Below are 20,931 nucleotides of genomic sequence, written 5' to 3' on the forward strand. Positions count from 1 at the left end.
CGACCAACCGGGCATTCGACGCGAACACAGACGGACAGAAATGGCTGAAGTTCCGTCACGCGGGTGGAGGATCCCGGTTGCGTCGCTGGATCGGCCGTCGCGCCAGCCTCTATGATCGCCACACTTTCCAGCGCGAGATCACCCCTCCATCACGAGACAAGCGCCATGCGGGAGCGAGCAGTGAGCGGACACCCCGACAGCCCGGGCCGCACGCCCGGGGCGACGCTCCCCTCAGTGACGGAGCGTAATGGTACGACCAAAGAATCCGCCGAAACCCGGCACGCCCCCGCCGGCCGCCGCGACGACGCCGGGGCCTCCCTCGGCGACTACCGCGCGGCCTTCTACGCGGGCCGGCTGGCGATGGCCGTCCTCAACCGCGACGGCCTGGTCCTCGCCGCCAACCCCGCCTTCGGCGAGCTGGTCGGCGCCGATCCCGGGGAGCTGGTCGCCACCACCGCGGCCGACCACACCGACCTGGGCGCCGACCCCCGGGTGTGGACCGCCTACCGCGAGGTGCTGTGCGGGCGCAGCGACCGGCTGCGCTGCACCCGCCGGCTCAAACACCCCGACGGGCACTCCGTCTGGGTGGAGGTGACCGTCGAGCCGCTCACCCCGGAGCCGCTCAGCGGCGAGGAGCGGATGCTGCTGACGGTGGCGGACATCAGCGACCGGCACGACCTGCTGGCCCGGCTGCGGCATCTCCAGATGCACGACCCGGTGACCCGGCTGCCCAACCGGGCGCTGTTCTTCGAGCGGCTCTCCACCGCGCTGGAGTCCGCCTCGTTCGCACCGGCCGGGACCGGCCGGATCGGGCTGTGCTACCTCGACCTGGACGGCTTCAAGGCCGTCAACGACACCCTCGGGCACCGCGTCGGCGACCGGCTGCTGAGCGCGGTGGCGCAGCGGCTGACGCGCTGTGCGGAGAGCGCCGAGGACCGCGGGCCCGAGCACGCGGGGCATCTGGTGGCCCGGCTCGGCGGTGACGAGTTCGCTCTTTTGGTGGAAGACTCCACCGGCACCGAACAGCTGGCCGAACTCGCCCAGAACGTCCTGGACGCGCTGCAGCGCCCGTTCGATCTGGCCGGGCAGCGGCTGTCGGTCTCGGCGAGCATCGGCGTCGTGGAGCGGGCCGCCGGCGGCACCACCGCGACCGGTCTGATGCAGGCCGCGGACACCACGCTGTATTGGGCGAAGGAGGACGGCAAGGCCCGCTGGACGCTCTTCGACCCGGAGCGCAACGCCCACCGGATGACCCGGCAGGCGCTCTCCAGCACCCTGCGGCCGGCCGTCGACCGCGGCGAATTCACCCTGGAGTACCAGCCGCTGGTCGGGCTGGGCGACGGGCGGGCGCAGGGCGTCGAGGCGCTGGTGCGCTGGCGGCACCCGCAGTTCGGGACGCTGTCGCCGAATCGGTTCATCGCGCTGGCGGAGGAGAACGGCGCGATCGTGGAGCTGGGCCGCTGGGTCCTGGAGCGCGCCTGCCACCAGGCGCGTGCCTGGCAGCTGGCGCACCCGGGCCGGCCGCTGTTCGTCAGCGTCAATGTGGCCGTCCGTCAGGTCTGGGACTCCGACCTGGTCGCCGATGTCGCCGGGATCCTCGCCGAGACGGGGCTGCCGCCGCGGCTGCTCCAGCTGGAGCTGACCGAGTCGGCGGTGATGGGCTCGGCCGGCCGGCCGCTGCAGGCCCTCCAGGCGCTGAGCGACATGGGCGTGCGGATCGCCATCGACGACTTCGGCACCGGCTACTCCAACCTCGCCTACCTCAGCCGCCTGCCGGTGTCCGTGCTGAAGCTGGACGGGTCCTTCGTCCGCGGCTTCCGCTCGCAGGAGCACCCCAACCCCGCGGACGAGATGATCGTCGAGGCGCTGGTGGCGCTGGCGCACCGGCTCGGCCTCACGGTCACCGCCGAGTGCGTGGAGAGCGCCGAGCAGGCCGAGCGGCTCCGCCGGATCGGCTGCGACACCGGCCAGGGCTGGCTCTACTCCCGGCCGGTGGCGCCGGACCGGGTGGCGGCGCTGCTGGCCGCCGGAGGGCTCCCGGGGATCTGAGCGCCCCCGTCCGCGGGCGCGGACGAGGGCGGCGTCGGGTCCGCGGGAGCGGTTCCTCAGCCCTCGCCCGGCAGCCCGTACGCGTCCGCGATCAGCTCGTAGGAGCGCAGCCGGGCCGCGCCGCCGTGCGCGTTGGCGGTGATCATCAGCTCGTCGGCACCGGTGCGCCCGGCCAGCTCGTCCAGGCCCTGGCGGACCTCGTCCGGGGTGCCGTGGACGACGTTGCCGAGCCAGCTGTCGACGAAGTGGCGCTCGGTCTCGTCGAAGGGGTGGGCGGCGGCCTCCTCCGGGGTGGGGATCAGACCGGGACGGCCGGTGCGGAGCCGGAGCATCGACAGCGCGCCGGTCCGCACCTGGCGGCGGGCCTCGCCCTCCTCCTCGGCGGCCAGCGCCGCGACCCCGATCAGCGCGTACGGCTCGGCGAGCGTCTCGGAGGGGCGGAACGAGGCGCGGTAGAGGTCCAGCGCGGGGAGGGTGTTGGCGGCGGAGAAGTGGTGCGCGAAGGCGAACGGCAGGCCGAGCGAGCCGGCGAGCTGAGCACTGAAACCGGACGAGCCCAGCAGCCACAGGGGCGGCCGGTGCGCGGACTGCACCCCGCCGGGCGAGGTGGCCTGGACCGGGCCGGGGACCGCGTGGATCGCGGCGTAGCGGTGGCCGTCCGGGAAGGAGTCGTCGAGGAAGCGGGTCAACTCGGCGAGCTGCTGCGGGAAGTCCTCCGCTCCCTCGCGCAGGCGCTCGGTGCGGCGCAGCGCGGCGGCGGTGGCGCCGTCGGTGCCCGGCGCGCGGCCCAGCCCCAGGTCGATCCGGCCGGGGGCCATCGCCTCCAGGGTGCCGAACTGTTCGGCGATGACCAGCGGGGCGTGGTTGGGCAGCATCACGCCGCCCGAGCCGAGCCGGATGCGTCCGGTGTGGGCGGCGAGATGGGCGAGCAGCACCGCGGGCGAGGAGGACGCCACGCCGGGCATGGAGTGGTGCTCGGCGACCCAGTAGCGGTGGAAGCCGCGGCGCTCGGCCGTGCGGGCCAGCTCCACGGCGGTGCGCACCGCGCCGGACGCGGTCTGGCCGGCGCCGACCGTCACCAGGTCGAGCACCGACAGCGGGACGGGGGCACGGCCCAGGGCGGTGCCCCGGATCCCGTCGCCGCCGTCGGGGAGCGTCTCGCCACTGCCCCGGGTCATGTTCTCTTCGCCGCTCACGGTGCGGTTCCTCCTCGCGTCGCCGGTCTGCCGCAGCGACAACCGGAGAGGATCTCCGCTTATTCCCGGGTCAGATGCCGGCGGCCGGCCGGCGCGCGGGCGGCGCCGGCCGGCCGCCCGGGGTCAGATCTGCGCCGTCCGCGAGAAGAGGGTGCCGAGCACCGGGCAGGCAAGGGTGCGGTCGAGCAGCCGCAGCCCCTCCCAGGCCGTGACCTGGTTCGCGGTCAGCACCGGCTTGCGCAGCTCCGCCTCCAGGGCCGGCAGGTGCTCGGCGGTGTGCAGCGCGGTGTCCGGCAGCAGCACCACCTCGGCGTCGGGATGGTCGCCGGCCCGGGCCAGCGCCAGCACCTCCTCGCGGCCCCAGGTGCCCACCTCGGCGGCGGTGATGATGCCGCTGGCGCGGGTCGAGACCACCTCCGTCCCGGCCGACTTCAAGAACGCGTGGAAGCGCTCGGCGACGTCGTCGGGGTAGGTGGCCGCGATCGCGACCCGCCGGGCCCCGAGCGCCCGGACGGCGTGGGCGAAGGCGAAGGACGTACTGGAGGCGGGCAGGCCGGCGGTGACGGACAACTCCCGGACCTGTTCGTGGGCGCCGTCCCAGCCGAAGACGAAGCTGGCGCTGGTACAGGCCCAGACGACGGCCTCGGCGCCGCGCTCCTTGAGCTCGTCGACGCCGGCGGCCAGCCGCGCGGCGGAGCCCATCTCCAGCAGCGCGTCGACCCGGTGGGCGTCCTCGCCGATGTCGGTGTGGACCAGCGGCAGGCGGACCGTGCCGCCCAGGAGCGCTTCGAGCCGGGGGAAGTCGTCCTCCGCGGAGTGTCCGGGGTAGAGGAAGCCGACCGATGCCATGCAGGTCTCCCTTGCGTGTACGGCTGCGGGTGCAGGGGCGTTCGTGGGTGCGTTCACGGGTGGAGCGGTGGAGCGGTGCGGGACGGGGCGCTGCCGGCGGGCGGAACCGCGCCGGCAGCTTCCGGGGCCGGTCCGGACGGATCCGGACCGGTCTCAGGCCGGGGGCGGACCGCCGGCATCCTCGGACGGGGAGGGCGGCGGATCGAGGCCGTCGGCCACCTCCCCCTCCGGCGGCGCGGGGGACCCGGCGAAGGCGGCCTCGGGGGTCGCCCGCGGTCCGTGGTCCACCGGTCCCGATCCGGTCATCGCGGCCGGACCGCGCCGCGCCACCGGATCGAGCAGCGCCTGGTAGGGGCCCACCGCCTCGGCGCCGATGGCGCGCAGCGCGGCCCACATCGTGACCTGGTTCGCCGACAGCACCGGCATCCGCAGCTCGGCCTCCAGCTGCGGGATGACGTCGTAGGTCGGCAGGTTGGTGCAGCTGATGAACAGGGCGTCGGTGTCACCGACCACGGCCGCGCGGGCCATGTCGACGACGTCCCGGTAGGGCACCTTCCAGATGTGCCGGGTCAGCCCGAGATAGGCGCGGCCGGTGACCGTGATGCCGGCCTCGCCGAGATAGTCCTCCAGTGAGTCGGTGACCGATTTCGTGTACGGCGTGACGACGGCGACGCGCCGGGCGCCGATCTCGCGCACCGCTTCGATCAGCGCGCCCGAGGTCGTGAGGGCGGGAACCTCCCCCGCCTGGACCATGGCGGCGCACATGGCCCGCTCGCCCGCCATCCCGCCGACGAAGCTGCCGGAGGTACAGGCATAGGAGATGACCTGCGGTGACACCGCGCACAGTGCCTGGACGGCGGCGTCCAGGGTTTCGTGTTCGCTGACCAGCCGGGCCAGGTCGAGGCTGACCTCGACCGGCACGAAGGGTGTGCGGGTGAGGTGGAGAGACACGTCGTCGGGTACCCATCGCCACAGCTCCCGGTCGAGAGCGAAGTCGAAGGGAGCGACGACACCCACACCGAGCTGCGGCTGTGGGCCACCCAGAAAAGAGACGTCCATGAAGGGCCCCTAGAACAAAGCGAAGGGCTGGGATGGCCAGGCCAGTGGCCGAGGAGGAGGTGCAGCCGGATCAAGCCGGGACGTCGGGACAGAGCCGTTGTTGACACGGTAGATACGACTTCCTAGCGTGGTCAATCCTCGCATCTCAGGCATCTGTCGGCGCCCCCTTTCTTGAAGCGGGGCTCACGTTTCAGAACGGTTTCTGGCTATGTCCGAAAGCACCGTCCTCGTCCTCGGATCCGACCCGCCGCCGAAGCTCGACCGGCTCACCGGCCGGGCGCGGGTGATCTTCACCGACGAGGAGTCGCTCGCCGGCCGACTCCCCTCCGCCGACATCTTGTTGGCCTGGGATTTCACCTCCGACGCCATCCGCAGAGCCTGGCCGGAACACGGCCCCACACCGCGGTGGGTGCACACCGCCAGCGCGGGAGTGGATCAACTGCTGTGCCCGGCGCTGGTCGCGGACGACACCCTGGTGACCAATGCCCGGGGCGTCTTCGAGCAGCCGATCGCCGAGTACGTCGCCGGGCTGGTGATCGCCATGGCGAAGGACTTCCACGGCACGTGGGAGCTGCAGCGGCAGCGGCGCTGGCGGCACCGCGAGACGCTGCGGGTGGCCGGGAGCCGGGCCGTCGTCGTGGGCTCCGGGCCGATCGGCCGGGCCATCGGCAGCACCCTGCTGGCACTGGGTGTCAAGGTCGATCTGGTCGGGCGCCGGGAGCGCAGGGACGATCCGCGCTTCGGCCTGGTGCACCCGAGCGAGGCGCTGAACGGGCTGCTGGCCGACGCGGATTGGGTGATCTGCGCGGCGCCGCTGACCGACGCCACCCGCGGGCTGTTCGACAAGACGGCCTTCGACCGGATGCCCCCTCGGGCCCGCTTCCTCAACGTCGGGCGCGGGCCGACGGTCGTCGAGCCGGACCTGGTCGCGGCGCTGCGCGACCGGCGGATCGCGGCGGCCGCCCTGGACGTCTTCGCGCAGGAGCCGCTCACCGCGGACAGCCCGCTGTGGGACGTGCCGCACCTGATCGTCTCGCCCCACATGAGCGGCGACACCCTGGGCTGGCGGGACGCGCTCGCCGAGCAGTTCCAGGACAACTTCGACCGGTGGTCGGCGGGCGAGCCGCTGGACAACCTCGTCGACAAACGGCTCGGGTACGTACCGGTCACGTGACGGGGCCGGCTGCCGGGTCGCGGCGCGGCAGCCCCGCTCCCCCACCGCCGCCCCGCCCGGGGGCGGCCGACGCTCGGAGGACGCATGACCACCGAACCGACCCACCTCGCCGACCTCACCGCCGCCCGGCTCACCGCCGGGTACGCGGCCGGCGAGTTCTCCCCCGTCGAGGTGACCCGGGCGGTGCTGGAGCGCGCCGAGGCCGCCGGGGCGGTGACGAACTGCTTCACCCGGATCGACGCGGACGAGGCGCTGTCCGGCGCCAAGGAATCGGAGGAGCGCTGGCGGGCCGGCGCCCCGGCCGGCCCGGTGGACGGGGTCCCGGTCACCGTCAAGGACCTGCTGCTGACCCGGGGCGCCCCGACGCTGCGCGGCTCGCGCACGGTGCGGTCCGAGGGCCCGTGGGAGGAGGACGCCCCGTCGGTCGCCCGGCTGCGGGAGTCCGGCGCGGTGTTCGTCGGCAAGACCACCACCCCGGAGTTCGGCTGGAAGGGCGTCACCGACAGCCCTCGGCACGGGGTGACGGGCAACCCCTACGATCCGGGGCGCACCGCGGGCGGCTCCAGCGGCGGCGGCGCGGCGGCGGTGGCGCTGGGCGCGGGCCCGCTGAGCCTGGGCACGGACGGCGGCGGCTCGGTGCGCATCCCCGCGTCGTTCTGCGGGATCTTCGCGCTCAAGGCGACCTACGGGCGGGTGCCGCTGTATCCGGCGAGCCCGTTCGGGACGCTGGCGCACGTCGGGCCGATGACGCGGGACGCGGCGGACGCGGCGCTGATGATGGACGTGATCTGCCGGCCGGACTGGCGTGACTGGTCCCAGCTCGCTCCGCCGGCCGGCTCGTTCCGCTCGGAGCTGGCCGGCCCGGTCTCCGGACTGCGGGTGGCCTACAGCCCGTCGCTCGGCTGGGACGTCCCGGTCGCCCCCGAGGTCGCCGCGGCGGTGCGCGGGGCGGTCGAGACCCTGGCCGGGCTCGGTGCGTCGGTCGAGGAGATCGACCCGGGCATCGCGGACCCCGTGGAGGCCTTCCACACGCTGTGGTTCAGCGGCGCGGCCCGGGTGGTGCAACACCTCGGCGAGGCGGACCGGGCGCTGCTCGACCCGGGGCTGCAGGAGATCTGCGCGCAGGGTGCCCGCTACAGCGCGCTGGACTATCTGGCGGCGGTCGACACGCGGATGGCGCTCGGTCAGGCGATGGGCCGCTTCCACAGCGCCTACGACCTGCTGGTGACGCCGACGGAGCCGATCACCGCCTTCGAGGCGGGCGCCGAGGTGCCGGCCGGGTCGGGCCACACCCGCTGGACCGGCTGGACGCCGTTCACCTATCCCTTCAACCTCACCCAGCAGCCGGCCGCGACGCTGCCGTGCGGGGTGGACGGCGACGGGATGCCGATCGGCGTCCAGCTGGTCGGTGCGCGGCACGCGGACGCGCTGGTGCTGCGCGCCGCGCATGCCCTCCACGAGGCGGGGACCGCGCGGATCCCCGCGCCGCCTACGCCCGCCGGAAGCTGAGGGACTCCCCCAGCGCCCCGGCCCGCCACAGGTCCTGACACGCGTCGGCCATCCGGTCCAGGCCGTCGACGACGCTGCCCCACACGATGCCCGGCACCCAGCCCGCGTCACCGTTGATCAGCAGGTTGTTGCGCTCGTAGAACAGCGCGAGGTCGACGACGGTGGCGCGGCCCTGGTGCGCCGCCCGGCTCTCGTAACCGTAGGACTTCGTCCCCAGTTGTGTGTCGGAGAACGTGAAGTAGCACAGATCGCCGGGGATCGGGGTGATCGTCGGATTCTCCAGCGGCGGCTCCTCCGGAGCGAACGGCGCGAGCAGGGTGTAGATCTCGTTGCGGGCGTATTTGGCGTGATAGACGTCGCCGCCGAGCGGGAGTGCGTCCCACACGGCATTGCAGGTGATCGGCGCGCGGTCGTCGAGCAACTTGGCCGTGCAGCTCACGCCGCGCTTGTCCAGGGAGACTTCGATGAAGCGATCGGTCATGCCCCGATCGTAGGTGGGCAATACCGGCGTACGGAACAACTCCGAGTCGCTTGTATCAAGGGCCGGAAACGATCGGCATACATGCCGGGCGTCCGGGTAGTCGCGCGCCCATGGCTCCACCACAGGAGAACAGAATGATCAATAGAAAATTGGCCGGTGGCATCCGGCGGCGGACGCTGCTCGCGGGGGTGGCGGCGCTCGGCGCGGCGGGTGTGACGGCAGCGGGCACGGGCTGCTCGCGGGTCGATGTCTCCGGGGCGACCGGCGGCGGACACCAACTTGAGGATCTGCGAAAAAAGGGCACCGTCCGCATGGGAATCGCCAGCGAACCGCCTTATGCGTCCATCAATAGCAAGGGCGAATTGACCGGAGAGGCCCCCGCGGTCGCCAAGACGATCTTCCGGCGGCTGGGCGTCAAGAACTTCGAGCCGGTACCGGTCGAATTCGGCGCATTGGTGCCGGGACTGCATTCCTTCCAGTACGACGTGATCGTCGCGGGCATGTTCATCAACAAGGCCCGCTGTGCGGCCGTCCTCTTCTCCGACCCGGATTACGAGAGCAAGGACGCCTTCCTCGTGCTCAAGGGCAACCCGAAAAATATCCGCTCCTATGCGGACATCGCCAAGGGGAATTACCGGATGGGTTCCGGTATCGGCTACGCCGAGATCGACTACGCGGTCGGCAACGGCGTCAAGAAGAGTTCGATCCAGACCTACGGCGACCAGATCGCCGGCATGGAGGCCCTGGAGGCCGGCCGTATCGACGTCTTCGCCGGCACCGCGCTGACCATGATCGAGGCGCTGAAGACCGGCGCCCATCCCAAGGTCTCGATGACCGCGCCGTTCACGCCGGAGGTCGACGGCAAGCCCCAGCGCGACGGCGGCGGCTACGGCTTCCGCATCGGCGAGACCAAGCTGCGCGACGCCTTCAACCGCGAACTGCACAAGATGAAGAAGAGCGGTGAACTCCTGCGCATCGCCCGGCCCTACGGCTTCACCAAGGAGTTCCAGACCGACCTCACGGCGAAGGAGCTCTGTAAGAAGTGACCGGCGCGCTGTGGGAACTCTTCTTCGCGGGGCTGTGGATCACCATCCAGCTGATGGTCTACAGCGCCGCCCTGGCCGCGGCCGTGGCCTTCGGCATCGGCCTGGCCCGCACCTCACGCTTCTGGATCGTCCGCTTCCTGTCCGGTGTCTACGTGGAGTTCTTCCGCGGTACCTCGGCACTGGTGCTGATGTTCTGGCTGTTCTTCGCGCTGCCGCTGCTGGGCTGGCAGCTGGTCGGCATCTGGGCGGGCACCCTGGCCCTGGGCCTGTCGTACGGCGCCTACGGCTCCGAGATCGTCCGCGGCGCCGTCCAGGCGGTGGCCCCCGCCCAGCGTGAGGCGGCCGTCGCGCTGAGCTTCACGCCCTGGCAGCGGCTGACCAAGGTGATCCTGCCGCAGGCCGTCCCCGAGATGATGCCGCCGTTCAACAACCTGCTGATCGAGCTGCTCAAGGGCACCGCGCTGGCCTCGCTGCTGTCCATCGGCGAACTCACCTTCCAGGCCAAGCTGGCCCGGCTGTCGACCGGCCAGAGCGCCCAGATCTACGGCATCATCCTCGTCCTCTACTTCGTGGTCGCGTTCGTCCTGACCCGGATCATGCGGGTCCTGGAGCGCCGCGCCAAGGCCTCGATCGGCCGGGCGGTCCCCAGGGGCGAGGGCTGGTTCTCCCGCAAGCTGCCCGTCGAACAGCAGGGCCCCGAGGCGCTGGCCACCGGAGGAAAGCCGTGAACAACTGGTCGTGGAGCTATGTCGGCGAGATCATGCCCGACATCCTCAGAGGGCTGTGGATCACCGTCCAGGCGACGGTCTACGGCTCGCTGGTCTCGTTCGCGCTGGGCCTGGTCTGGGCGCTGGCGCTGCGCGCGCCGAGCCGGTGGGTGACCTGGCCGGTGAGCGTCTTCGTCGAATTCGTCCGCAACACCCCGCTGCTGGTGCAGCTGTTCTTCCTGTTCTTCGTCCTGCCCGGCTGGGGACTGACCTTCGCGCCGCTGACCACCGGCGTCATCGGCCTGGGCCTGCACTACTCGACGTACACCTCCGAGGTCTACCGCGCCGGCATCGACGGCGTCCCGCCCGGCCAGTGGGAGGCCGCGACGGCGCTGAGCCTGCCGCGCCGGCGCACCTGGATCGCGGTGATCCTGCCGCAGGCGTTCCGCCGGGTGGTGCCCGCGCTGGGCAACTACGTCATCGCGATGTTCAAGGACACGCCGCTGCTGGCCGGCATCACCGTCGCCGACATGCTCTTCCAGGCGAACAGCATCAGCGCGACCACCTTCGACTACCTGGAGCCGATCACCGTCGTCGGCGTCCTGTTCGTGGTCATCTCCTACCCCACCTCCCTCCTCCTGCGAGCCCTGGAGCGTCGCCTTGTCCGCTGACAGCAATCCCCCGAAGGATCACACCGAAGACCCGAAGGATCACACCGACGAGCCGGCCGCCCCGGCGCGGTCCGCGGCGGGCAGCGAGCTGATCCGCTTCGACAAGGTCACCAAGCGGTTCGGCACCCACACCGTCCTGGACTCCCTGGACTTCACGGTCTCCTCGGGCAAGCACGTCACCCTCATCGGCCCGTCCGGCTCCGGCAAGACCACGATCCTGCGGCTGCTGATGACGCTGCTGACGCCGGACGAGGGCACGATCAGCGTCGGCGGCGAGTATCTGACGCACGAGGAGAAGGGCGGCAAGCTCGTCCCGGCCGGGGAGAAGCACACCCGCGAGATCCGCAAGAAGATCGGCATGGTCTTCCAGCAGTTCAACCTCTTCCCCAACATGAAGGTGCTGCGGAACATCACCGAGGCGCCGGTGCACGTCCTGGGCATGAGCAAGGACGCCGCCGAGGAGCGGGCCCGCGACCTCCTCGAACTGGTGGGCCTGACCGAGCACCTCGACAAGTACCCCACCCAGCTCTCCGGCGGCCAGCAGCAGCGGGTCGCCATCGCCCGGGCCCTGGCGATGCGCCCGCAGGTGCTGCTGCTGGACGAGGTGACCTCGGCGCTCGATCCGGAGCTGGTGGCCGGGGTGCTGGACGTGCTGCGGGACATCGCCCACACCACGGACATCACGATGCTGTGCGTGACCCATGAGATGAACTTCGCCCGGGACATCTCCGACGACGTCCTGATGTTCGACGCCGGGCGGGTCATCGAGTCCGGCTCCCCGGAGAAGATCTTCAGCGAGCCGGAGCAGGAGCGCACCCGGGAGTTCCTGAGCGCCGTGCTGTGAACGGCGTTCCGTAGGCGGCGGGTTCGGGTGGTGTGTCCCTTTCCGGGGCACACCACCCGGTGTCGTTCCCACCCGGGAGACGGCCGGAAAGGCCGTCCGGGTGCACTGGCCGGGACGGCACCCTTGCGCGCCAACTCCCCGTGTGGACCGGGGCGATGGCCTGTTCCGTACGCTCCACCGCCCATGGCCGCCCCCGGCGCGACGTGGCCGGATACCTTCGGGCCCAGCGTCTCCCGGAGCGTCGGCCTCGTGACCTTGGCATATGCCAAGGGCTCTCGCCCCGGTCCGGAAATCCCGGGCGCGCTTCTTTTCGGTCAAGACCCCCTCCGCCGGAGGCCGTTGGCCGCTATCGTGAGGGCAGCCCCCGTTGTGCGGGAGCGGCCGGGCGTTTCTCGGCCGCGACCACCGGCGGAGGTCACGACGCAAGCGGTACCGACCTGCTAGGGGGAGACCGTGGCGCTGAAGCCCGAGCCGACCGCGCCGTTCCATTCGGTGCAGTACGCCCTGCGCGTACTCGAAACGATCTCCCGGCACGCCGGCGGCGTGACCGATGCGCAGATCGCCCGCGAGACCGGCCTGTCCCCCGGCCAGCTCGCCCACATGCTGTCGATGCTGCGCCGCGAGGGCTATGTCGAGCAGACCACCGACGGCGCGTATGTCGTCGGCGAGTCGCTGCTGCTCCTGGGCTCGGGCAGCGAACGCAACCAGGCGCTGCGCGACAAGCTGCAGCTCACCCTCGACCAGCTGCGCGACTCGGTCGGCGCGGCGGTCTACATCAGCCGGTACATCGACGGCGAGGTGAAGATCCTCCACTACGCCGACGGGCCGCTGGCGCCCAAGGTCAACGAGTGGGCCGAATTCCACCGCACGGCGCACGCCAGCGCGGTCGGCAAATGCCTGCTCGCCCAGCTCGACCACGACGGCCGCAAGGACCACCTCTCCCGCCACAAGACCGCCCGGCTCACCTCCCGGACGATCACCAACGAGAAGGTGCTGTTCCACAAGCTCGACAGCCAGCCGCCCACGGTCCCCGTGCTCGACCTCCAGGAGTACGCCGTCGGCACGGTCTGCGCCGCCGTGCCGATCACCGCCGGTTCGACGGTCGGCTGCCTGGCCCTGTCGATGCCGCTGGAGCACGCCCACCGGCTGCGCCAGGCCGCCGACGCGCTCAACCGCAGGGCCGCTCCGGTGCTGCTGTCGCTGGCGATCTAGGGGTGTTGTCCGGCCCGGACGGTCACCGGCGGACCCGGCCGCTCTCCGCTCCCGCGGGCATGGTCAGGAGCACCCCTGTCGGCCAGGTAGTATTTCTTTCGTCAGCGCGCGCCGCTAGCTCAGTTGGTTAGAGCAGCTGACTCTTAATCAGCGGGTCCGGGGTTCGAGTCCCTGGCGGCGCACGTATCGAGTGGGCGTTTCCGGTTCTCCGGGAACGCCCATTTCGCTGTGTGGTGGGGCGGCCGGTGAGCCCGGTGGGACGCCGGAGGCCGCCATGCCCCGGCCGCCGGCCGGCACCACTCGCCTGGCGGCCGCCCCGGCGGCAGGAGTCAGGCGGCCACCGTGAGCGGCGTCGTGTCGGGGCGGGCGGCCGCCTGGACCAGTGCCGTGTAGGTGCGGCGGAGGGCGATCAGGGATTCCTGGGCCTCGCGGTAGACGGCGGCGTCCGGGCCGCCGCGGTGGGCGAGGGTCCGTACGGGTGCGCAGTGCCGGTCCATCGCACTGAGCCAGGCCCGGTGCTGCGCGGGAAGGTGCCGCCGCAGGAGCTGGCGCCGGCCGTCGCCCATCCGGCGGCCGCCGATGCCCAGCACCGCGTCGGCCGCCTGGAGGACCGGCGGCTCCAGGGCGCCCTGCTCGGCGAGCGCGCCGAGCACGGCGCGCTGCTGCGGGGTGGCCGGGGCCGCCGCCAGTTCCGCCGCCTCGGCGAGGAGCTGGGCGCGCAGGGCGTGCTGGACGCGTACCAGCCGGCGCAGCGCCGTCGGGGTGGAGGAGTCGTCGGGCGAACGGCCCGCGAGCGTCTCGGCGAGCCGGAAGAGCCAGATGCCGTGGGCCTCCAGCCGGGTGGCGGCCAGCATCAGCCGGTCCAGCCGGCTGAGCGGCTGGCCCTCGGGGGCCCAGCGCACGATCGGCACCAGGGCCTCGGTGCGGGCCAGTTGGTCGATGGGGATGTGGCGGCGCGGCTTGCGTTCGGGGGCCCAGTTGTGGAGCGCGAGGGTGGGCAGCGCGACGAACTGGTCGTGGTCGATGCGGTGCGCGATGGCCGCCCACAGGTCGAGGAAGGCCTCGTCGGCGACCTCTCGCGCGGCGGGCGCCTGCGGGTCGAGTCCGCACCAGCCGCAGGACACCGCGATCACCGCGATCCGCATGGCGGCGGCCTCGGCGTTGCGCAGCGAGAGCCGGGAGACGCGCTGCCGCAGGGCGGCCAACTCACCGGCCCGGCGGGCCCGTTCCACCAGGGCGACGGCCGCTTCCCGGTCGGGTGCGGTCGCGGCCGCCCGCGCCATGGCGTCCAGCCGGGTCCAGGTGCCGATCATGGAACGGACGGGGGGCCGCTCGGGCAGGAAGCCGTGGGCGCGGGGGTCGTGCGCGGTGGCCGCGGCGGGGTCGCCGGCGGTCGCCTCGGTGCCGCCGCCGGCCGTCGCGCCGGTGCCGCAGCCCTGCGTCCGGCCCGGTGGCGCGGCCTGCCGCGCGGCGGGTATGGCGCAGTCGGCGGACTCGGCCGCCCCCGCCTGCGGAGTCGCGGTCCCGTTCACAGTCACCCCCATGGACCCGGCCCCGGTCGGGGTCCCGGTCGTGATCGTCGTGTCCCCCATCAGCACTTCCCCGCGAACAGCCGGGCCAGGTGGGTGTCCAGGTCGAGGTAGCGGCCCTCGTGGCCGGGCGGGACGATCGCCCTGGTCTGCTCCAGCCAGGCGGTCAGCTCGCTCGCCCGCACCGACAGCTCACAGATGCTGTCGTCGGTGGACAGCTCGATGTGCACCCGGCGCGGTTCGCCCGGCCGGCGGAACGACCACACCCGTACGTCCCCCTCACCCGCCTCGTCGTACAGCCCCGCCAGCAGCAGTTCACGGGCGAACAGCCAGGTGGCGACCGTCCGGCCGCGGCTGATGAAGGCGACCTCGACCTCGTAGGGGCGGTCACTGCGATAGCTGAACCGGCCGGCCACCGGAACTGTTTCGTCCGGCCCGAGGAGGAGCTGCATCTCAAGGGTGCGCTTGGCTGTCGACACCACGACGATCAACCTTTCCGACGGAGGGGCGAGTCCCGGGGACCCGGTCCGGGGCGCGCGTCCTGGCAGACGTAGCTGTGGAGGGTGGGGTTGCAACAGGTGGCGGAGGAGTGACGGACGCCATGGCCGGCGCCCCCTCCGTGCGTGTGCGGTTTTTCGTCCTGTCGGTCGCCACAGCCTCTCAACCATCGGGCGATATCGCATGTTGACGGAGCAACTGATGATCTACCGCCCATCTGCCCCCGCTCTCGATCCTCACAGAGCGATACGGACGGACGAGCGGTCGAAGGTCCCGAGATCACGGGACTTTTGACCGCGGCGCGATGGACCACCGGCGAGGTACGGGCGGAGCGGCACGAGCGGTGGGCGCGAGGGCGGGGCGGGGCCTGCGGGGCGGCGGATCGGGCGCCTGCCGGGGCGGGGGAAGCGGCTGCCCGCGGGGCGAGGGCGGAGGGCGTGGCGAGTGGCGGGGATCACAGGGGGTGGGCGCGTGAGCGGGGCGGTCGGGGGTACGGAGCACCCTCCGGGTTCGTGTAAAGTTCTCCAGGTCAGCGCGCGCCGCTAGCTCAGTTGGTTAGAGCAGCTGACTCTTAATCAGCGGGTCCGGGGTTCGAGTCCCTGGCGGCGCACGTAAGACTGAGGCCCCTCGCCATGCGGGGGGCCTCAGTCATGCGCTCGGCCGGACGGACGACCTGCCGGCCGCCCCCGCGCCCCGGGGCGCGGGAGTCGAGCGGCGTCGGTGATCTTCACGGCGCCCGGCCGGGCATCGGCGACATCGCTCCGTGCCGCCCCTCCCCCGCTCGTCATGATCCAGGCCCGGACGGCGCCCCCTGTGCGCCCTCCGGAAGGGCGGCGGGGAGAAATTTGCTCAGTTACAAAACGTAATGCGCTGATCGCATACGGATGCGGCGGCCGGGGCGCTCTTCCTTTCGGCGGGCGCCGCTTCGGTCGCGCCGCGGCTTTTTCGATCTTCCCCGGAGCGGCTCCGACCGAGCGCGGATCCGCCGGCTCGGGCAGCGCCGGCACCCTCGTGACAGCCGTCGAAATCGTCGCGCGGGTGTCCACGGATTGGACACTCCGGATTGTTCTCCCGTCGCCCCCTGGCCAACCGGCCGAGAGTGGAGGGATTCCCCTGCAACCAGCCCATACCTTCGGCCAAATAGCTGTACGCGAGGGTAACTTCACCCAAGGCGCCAAACGGGCCGAACTCGTCATGGATCCGCCCGTCACCCGCTTTGCCGGTGAATTCCGCCGACGGCCACCATCTGCCGGACCCAGGGTGCTCCAACCCCCCTGAGCTGGCCGTCCTTTCGCGGGCGTGAGTGTCCGCGCCGCATGCCGCGACGCACCGGAAAACGTCCGACGGGGCGCTATTCTCGACGGCTGACGGTCGATCGGCGAGGCGGGCATTACGGGTACGGGGTACCCCTCCGTGGCCGCCGGAGGTGTTCCCGGCTCATGAGCGGGACGGGGCCCGGCCATTGCCCCGATATCCCTCGACAGCAGGAGAATTGACGGCAACCCCGGAGCAATTGCTGTGCCCTGCGTCACATCGCGCCCAGTATTGCGCATTCTGTGCGCATATTCTTGAGTGACTCTTGCCATCATGACTTCAGTTAGGGAACCTGAGCAGGTCACCCGGCAGAAATGTGGCCGGGTTCTGTGACGTTGGAACAGTGGGGTACGCCGGGTGGCGTGATGTGAACACGGGGAACTCTCCGCTTGGCAGGATCGCGGGGGTGTTGCACACGCAACCGGAAGTTGGTCGTCACCGTCTGACGGTGCAGGTCGCCGACATTCAGAGCGTCCGGATCGACCGCGGGGTTCCGCGGAACCGGGCCATCAGCAGACGGGCGCGCAGCCGACGTTGCGCGCGGGGGGATGGATTCATGACATCGCCGCCTGAGGGCGCCGGGACACAGCAGCCGTACGACTCCTCCGCCACGACACGTCTGCGCATGCCACGCCACCGCCGTCAGCGGCAGATGGCGCGCAAGCCGCTGCCGCGCTACGACTACGAGCACTACAGCAGGCTGGCCGGACCGCTCACCCAGCCCGACCCGGACAAGCCCTACACCGTCCGCTACCGCTCGCTGCTCTCCGGCGAACCGCACCGCATCCGGGCGGCGCTGCTGCTCGGCGCCGCGCCGCTGGTCTCGTTCGGGCTGCTCATCTGGCTGATGCAGCCGGAGCACTGGACCGAACGCGACTACCCCGCCTACGACTTCCTGCCCGTGCTGGACGTCGTCATGCTGGTGTCGATCGGGCTGATCGAGCTCTTCCGGTGCATGAACGTGCTGTCCAACGCGCACGCCACGCTCGTCGCCCGCGACCCCATCCCGGTCATCCCCGAGAGCGGCACCCGCGTCGCCTTCCTCACGTCCTTCGTGCCCGGCAAGGAACCGCTGGACATGGTGACGAAGACGCTGGAGGCGGCGGTCAAGATCCGCCACCGCGGGCTGCTGCACGTCTGGCTGCTGGACGAGGGCGACGACCCCGAGGTCAAGGAGGTCTGCCGGCGGCTGGGCGTCCACCACTTCACCCGTAAGGGCGTCCCGGAGTGGAACCTCCCCAAGGGCCCGCACCGCGCCAAGACCAAGCACGGCAATTACAACGCCTGGCTGCAGGCGCACGGCGACGCCTACGACTACTTCGCCTCCGTCGACACCGACCATGTCCCGCTGGCCAACTACCTGGAGCGGATGCTGGGCTTCTTCCGCGACCCGGACGTGGGGTTCGTCATCGGCCCCCAGGTGTACGGCAACTACGACACCTTCGTCACCAAGGCCGCCGAGTCGCAGCAGTTCCTCTTCCACGCGCTGGTCCAGCGGGCCGGCAACCGCTACGGCGCACCGATGTTCGTCGGCACGTCCAACGCCGTCCGTATCAGCGCGCTCAAGCAGATCGGCGGGCTGTACGACTCGATCACCGAGGACATGGCGACCGGATTCGAGATGCACCGGCACCGCAATCCGCAGACCGGGAAGAAGTGGCGCTCGGTCTACACCCCGGACGTGCTCGCGGTCGGCGAGGGGCCCACGGCCTGGACGGACTTCTTCACCCAGCAGCTGCGCTGGTCGCGCGGCACCTACGAGACGATCCTCAAGCAGTTCTGGAAGGCGCCGTTCACCCTGCCCGCGGGCCGGCTCTTCAACTACTCGATGATGGTCATCTTCTACCCGATGTCCGCCCTGAACTGGATTCTGGCGGCCCTCAGCTGTGCGCTGTTCCTGGGGCTCGGGGCCTCGGGGGTGGAGATCGACCCGGCCGTGTGGATGATGCTGTACGGCAACGCCTCGGCGCTGCAGATCGGGCTGTACATCTGGAACCGGCGGCACAACGTCTCACCGCACGAGCCGGAGGGCTCCGGCGGTGTCGCGGGCATGGTGATGTCGGCGCTGTCGGCGCCGATCTACGCCCGGTCGCTGTTCGACGCCGTGCTGCGCCGCAAGAGCAAGTTCGTGGTGACGCCGAAGGGTGACTCGTCCAGCCCGGACACCCTGTTCGGCACCTTCCGGGTGCACCTGTTCTTCCTGGCCGTCTTCGGCGGCTCGCTGGTGGCCTCGTTCCTCCTGGGCCACAGCCATCCGGCGATGGTCACCTGGGCCGTGCTCGCCATGCTGATCACCGCGGCGCCGATCGCCGCCTGGCGGCATTCCCTGCGTACGGAGGCGCGGAAGCAGGCGGCCGCGCCGGCCGGGGGCCCCGACGGTGGTGCCGGTGACGCGGAGGGCGCGAGCACCGGCGGCATCACGGGCCTCAACGGTGCGGGCCTCGCCGACACCGTTGTCGGGGCGGCGGTCGGTGTTCCTGCCGGGGGCGGGCGGCGGGTGGCCGCGCATGCCAGGCGGCCCGCCGGCCAGGGGGAGGACCGCGGCCGGGAACGGGACGCGGAGGCGGAGACCGGGGAGCGGCCGGCGGACCGGAGTCGGGCGACGGACCGGTCCGGGGACCGGGGCGCCGATGAGGCCGGCGGTGCGACCGCCGACCGGTCCGGCGAACGGGCCGACGAGCAGGGCGACGGGCCGGCCACCGACCGGGCGGACGACCGCGCCGCCGGCCCGTCCGTCAGCGAACAGACCATGCAGATCGCCCTTGGGGGACGTCACACATGAAGTACCGTCCGAGCCGTCGCGCCCGCCGAGTGACGATAGCGACGGCAGTGGTGGTGGCGCTGGCCGGGATGAACGGGCCGGCCCTCTACGGCTTCGCCGCGGCGCAGTATCACCAGTACAAGATCAACAAGCCGGAGTACAAGGCGGCAAACGGCAAGTGGGACGTCGTCAACGTCCCGCAGAAGTACCGCATCAACACGATCCACGCGGCCCTGCTGCACACGGGGAAGGTGCTGCTGGTCGCGGGCTCCGGCAACAACGCGGCGAACTTCAGGGCGAAGTCGTTCCGCACGGTCCTGTGGGACCCGGAGAAGAACACCTTCAAGAACATCCCCACACCCAAGGACCTCTTCTGCTCCGGGCACACCCAGCTCCCGGACGGCAGGCTTCTGGTGGCCGGCGGCACCCAGCGCTACGAGAAGCTCAACGGCGACGTGAAGAAGGCCGGCGGCCTCATGATCGTCTACAACGAGAACCCGGACGGCCCCAAGACGTTCCCGGCCGGCACGCTCTTCACCGGCAAGCAGAACGGCAAGACCTTCGCCTCCAAGGACCCGGTCGTGGTGCCGCGGGCGAAGAAGAAGACCGACCCGAAGACCGGCAAGGTCACGGTGGTGCACAGCGAGGCCCGGGTCTATGTCGAAGCGCTCAAGGACGGCCGCAGCCACTCCACCGGCTCCCAGGACAACTACCGCATCCACGGCCTGAACGGCGCGGACGCCCGAAACTTCTACGGCATCGCGCAGAAGCTGTCCTTCGACAAGAAGGACTTCCAGGGGATCAAGGACTCCTTCGAGTTCGACCCGGTGGCCGAGCGCTACCTCCCCGTCAGCCCGATGAACGAGGCCCGCTGGTACCCCACGCTGACGTCCCTCCAGGACGGCAAGGTGCTCTCGGTCTCCGGCCTCGACGAGATCGGGCAGGTCGTCCCGGGCAAGCAGGAGGTCTACGACCCGAAGACGAAGAAGTGGCGCTATCTGCCCAAGCGGCGCTTCTTCCCGACCTACCCGGCGCTCTTCCTCACCGACAAGGGCCGGATCTTCTACACCGGCTCCAACGCCGGCTACGGCCCGGACAACATCGGCCGCAAGCCCGGCATCTGGGACCTCAAGTCCAACAAGTTCCAGCTGGTGCCCGGGATGAGCGACCCGAACATCCTGGAGACGTCGATGTCGGTGCTGCTGCCGCCGGCCCAGCAGCAGCGGTACATGGTGCTGGGCGGGGGCGGCGTCGGCGAGGACCCGAAGTCCACCGACAAGACCCGGATCGTGGATCTGCACTCCCCCTCGCCGCGCTTCAAGGACGGGCCGCCGCTGTATGCGAAGGCCCGCTACCCGAGCAGCGTGATCATGCCGGACGACACGGTGCTGACCACCAACGGCTCCGGCGACTACCGCGGGCGCAGCGACTCCAACGTCCTCAAGGCGGAGCTGTACGACCCGGCGCGCAACTCGGCCCGGCAGGTGGCCGACCCGCTGGTGGGCCGCAACTACCACTCCGGCGCGCTGCTGCTGCCCGACGGCCGGGTGATGACCTTCGGCTCCGACTCCCTCTACGCGGACAAGGACAACACCAAGCCGGGCGTCTTCCAGCAGCAGATCGACCTCTACACCCCGCCCTACCTCTACCGCAGCTCCCGCCCCGAGCTGACGGACCGCGGCCCCACGACGGTCCCGCTCGGCGGCAGCGCGACCTTCGGCGCCCCGCACGCCTCCGCCGTCAAGAAGATGCGGCTGATGCGCCCCGGGTCCTTCACCCACGTCACCAACGTCGAACAGCGCTCGATCGCGGTGGACTTCAAGGCGACCGCGGACGGCAACGGGGTACGGGTCACCCTGCCCAAGGACCCGTCGCTGGTGCCGCCCGGGTGGTACATGCTGAACGCGGTCGACGGCAAGGGAACCCCGTCGAAGGCGGTGTGGGTGAAGGTGCCGGTGGCGCAGGGGTAGCCGGGCGACGGAGGGCCGGGGGCCGGGGCCGGCAGGCGGCGCATGCGGTCTCCCGCGAGGCG

16 protein-coding genes and 2 tRNA genes are annotated in these 20,931 nt (G+C 71.4%); 12 read left to right on the forward strand and 6 right to left on the reverse strand.

Translation table 11 applies throughout. From position 1 onward, the window contains the following. Nucleotides 1-234: 234 nt before the first annotated feature. Nucleotides 235-2,049 (forward strand): putative bifunctional diguanylate cyclase/phosphodiesterase, encoded by a 1,815-nt coding sequence (locus tag ACQP17_RS13100; RefSeq protein WP_433856437.1) that lies wholly within the window; start codon nt 235-237, stop codon nt 2,047-2,049. Nucleotides 2,050-2,105: 56 nt separating this feature from the next. On the opposite strand, the gene ACQP17_RS13105 is transcribed toward ACQP17_RS13100, so the two are convergent. From ACQP17_RS13105 to ACQP17_RS13115, 3 genes are all read right to left on the reverse strand, one after another. Next, a complete protein-coding gene (locus ACQP17_RS13105) occupies nt 2,106-3,227 on the reverse strand; it encodes an LLM class flavin-dependent oxidoreductase (RefSeq protein ID WP_433859899.1) in 1,122 nt (373 codons plus the stop codon). Between the two features lie 141 nt (nt 3,228-3,368). Beyond that, nucleotides 3,369-4,094: a maleate cis-trans isomerase family protein gene (locus ACQP17_RS13110; protein WP_433856438.1), complete on the reverse strand. Its 726-nt coding sequence runs from the start codon at nt 4,092-4,094 to the stop codon at nt 3,369-3,371. Nucleotides 4,095-4,247: 153 nt separating this feature from the next. After that, nucleotides 4,248-5,153, reverse strand: coding sequence for a maleate cis-trans isomerase family protein (locus tag ACQP17_RS13115; protein ID WP_433856439.1), 906 nt, complete (start codon nt 5,151-5,153; stop codon nt 4,248-4,250). A 208-nt stretch (nt 5,154-5,361) separates the two neighbouring features. Between ACQP17_RS13115 and ACQP17_RS13120 the strand changes: the two genes are divergently transcribed. Both ACQP17_RS13120 and ACQP17_RS13125 read left to right on the forward strand, forming a co-directional pair. Beyond that, entirely contained in the window at nt 5,362-6,327 is a 966-nt protein-coding gene (locus ACQP17_RS13120; RefSeq protein WP_433856440.1) for a D-2-hydroxyacid dehydrogenase, read from the forward strand. A gap of 84 nt (nt 6,328-6,411) precedes the next feature. Continuing rightward, nucleotides 6,412-7,836, forward strand: coding sequence for an amidase (locus ACQP17_RS13125; RefSeq protein ID WP_433856441.1), 1,425 nt, complete (start codon nt 6,412-6,414; stop codon nt 7,834-7,836). On the opposite strand, the gene ACQP17_RS13130 is transcribed toward ACQP17_RS13125, so the two are convergent. After that, nucleotides 7,817-8,317 carry a DUF3830 family protein gene (locus ACQP17_RS13130; protein ID WP_433856442.1) on the reverse strand — a complete coding sequence of 167 codons (501 nt, stop codon included), beginning with the start codon at nt 8,315-8,317 and terminating at the stop codon, nt 7,817-7,819. The genes ACQP17_RS13125 and ACQP17_RS13130 overlap by 20 nt on opposite strands. Nucleotides 8,318-8,427: 110 nt before the next feature. Between ACQP17_RS13130 and ehuB the strand changes: the two genes are divergently transcribed. The 6 genes from ehuB (at nt 8,428) to ACQP17_RS13160 (ending at nt 12,979) form a co-directional block, all read left to right on the forward strand. Further along, on the forward strand, nt 8,428-9,363 hold the full coding sequence (gene ehuB / locus ACQP17_RS13135) for an ectoine/hydroxyectoine ABC transporter substrate-binding protein EhuB (protein ID WP_433856443.1): 936 nt from the start codon (nt 8,428-8,430) through the stop codon (nt 9,361-9,363). After that, nucleotides 9,360-10,091, forward strand: coding sequence for an ectoine/hydroxyectoine ABC transporter permease subunit EhuC (ehuC, locus tag ACQP17_RS13140; protein ID WP_433856444.1), 732 nt, complete (start codon nt 9,360-9,362; stop codon nt 10,089-10,091). Before ehuB ends, ehuC begins: the two co-directional genes overlap by 4 nt. Nucleotides 10,092-10,123: 32 nt before the next feature. Further along, nucleotides 10,124-10,741: an ectoine/hydroxyectoine ABC transporter permease subunit EhuD gene (gene ehuD, locus ACQP17_RS13145; RefSeq protein WP_433859900.1), complete on the forward strand. Its 618-nt coding sequence runs from the start codon at nt 10,124-10,126 to the stop codon at nt 10,739-10,741. Then, nucleotides 10,731-11,585 (forward strand): ectoine/hydroxyectoine ABC transporter ATP-binding protein EhuA, encoded by an 855-nt coding sequence (gene ehuA / locus ACQP17_RS13150; protein WP_433856445.1) that lies wholly within the window; start codon nt 10,731-10,733, stop codon nt 11,583-11,585. Before ehuD ends, ehuA begins: the two co-directional genes overlap by 11 nt. 453 nt (nt 11,586-12,038) lie before the next feature. Continuing rightward, entirely contained in the window at nt 12,039-12,797 is a 759-nt protein-coding gene (locus tag ACQP17_RS13155; RefSeq protein WP_364879200.1) for an IclR family transcriptional regulator, read from the forward strand. A 108-nt stretch (nt 12,798-12,905) separates the two neighbouring features. Then, nucleotides 12,906-12,979, forward strand: a tRNA-Lys gene (locus tag ACQP17_RS13160). A gap of 147 nt (nt 12,980-13,126) precedes the next feature. Here ACQP17_RS13160 and ACQP17_RS13165 read toward each other — a convergent pair. Both ACQP17_RS13165 and ACQP17_RS13170 read right to left on the reverse strand, forming a co-directional pair. Continuing rightward, the gene (locus ACQP17_RS13165) at nt 13,127-14,329 is read right to left on the reverse strand and encodes a hypothetical protein (RefSeq protein ID WP_433856446.1); all 1,203 of its coding nucleotides are present in this window, start codon (nt 14,327-14,329) and stop codon (nt 13,127-13,129) included. 59 nt (nt 14,330-14,388) lie between these two features. Continuing rightward, nucleotides 14,389-14,808, reverse strand: a complete 420-nt coding sequence (locus ACQP17_RS13170) for an SsgA family sporulation/cell division regulator (RefSeq protein ID WP_364879204.1) — start codon at nt 14,806-14,808, stop codon at nt 14,389-14,391. 552 nt (nt 14,809-15,360) lie between these two features. On the opposite strand from ACQP17_RS13170, the gene ACQP17_RS13175 reads away from it, so the two are divergent. From ACQP17_RS13175 to ACQP17_RS13185, 3 genes are all read left to right on the forward strand, one after another. Further along, a tRNA-Lys gene (locus ACQP17_RS13175) sits at nt 15,361-15,434 on the forward strand. Nucleotides 15,435-16,694: 1,260 nt separating this feature from the next. Next, nucleotides 16,695-18,920 (forward strand): glycosyltransferase family 2 protein, encoded by a 2,226-nt coding sequence (locus tag ACQP17_RS13180; protein ID WP_433856447.1) that lies wholly within the window; start codon nt 16,695-16,697, stop codon nt 18,918-18,920. Then, a complete protein-coding gene (locus ACQP17_RS13185) occupies nt 18,917-20,869 on the forward strand; it encodes a galactose oxidase-like domain-containing protein (protein WP_433856448.1) in 1,953 nt (650 codons plus the stop codon). The genes ACQP17_RS13180 and ACQP17_RS13185 overlap by 4 nt, the downstream gene beginning before the upstream one ends. Nucleotides 20,870-20,931: the final 62 nt, after the last annotated feature.

The organism is Streptomyces kronopolitis (assembly GCF_050953795.1).
Taxonomy (GTDB): domain Bacteria; phylum Actinomycetota; class Actinomycetes; order Streptomycetales; family Streptomycetaceae; genus Streptomyces; species Streptomyces kronopolitis_A.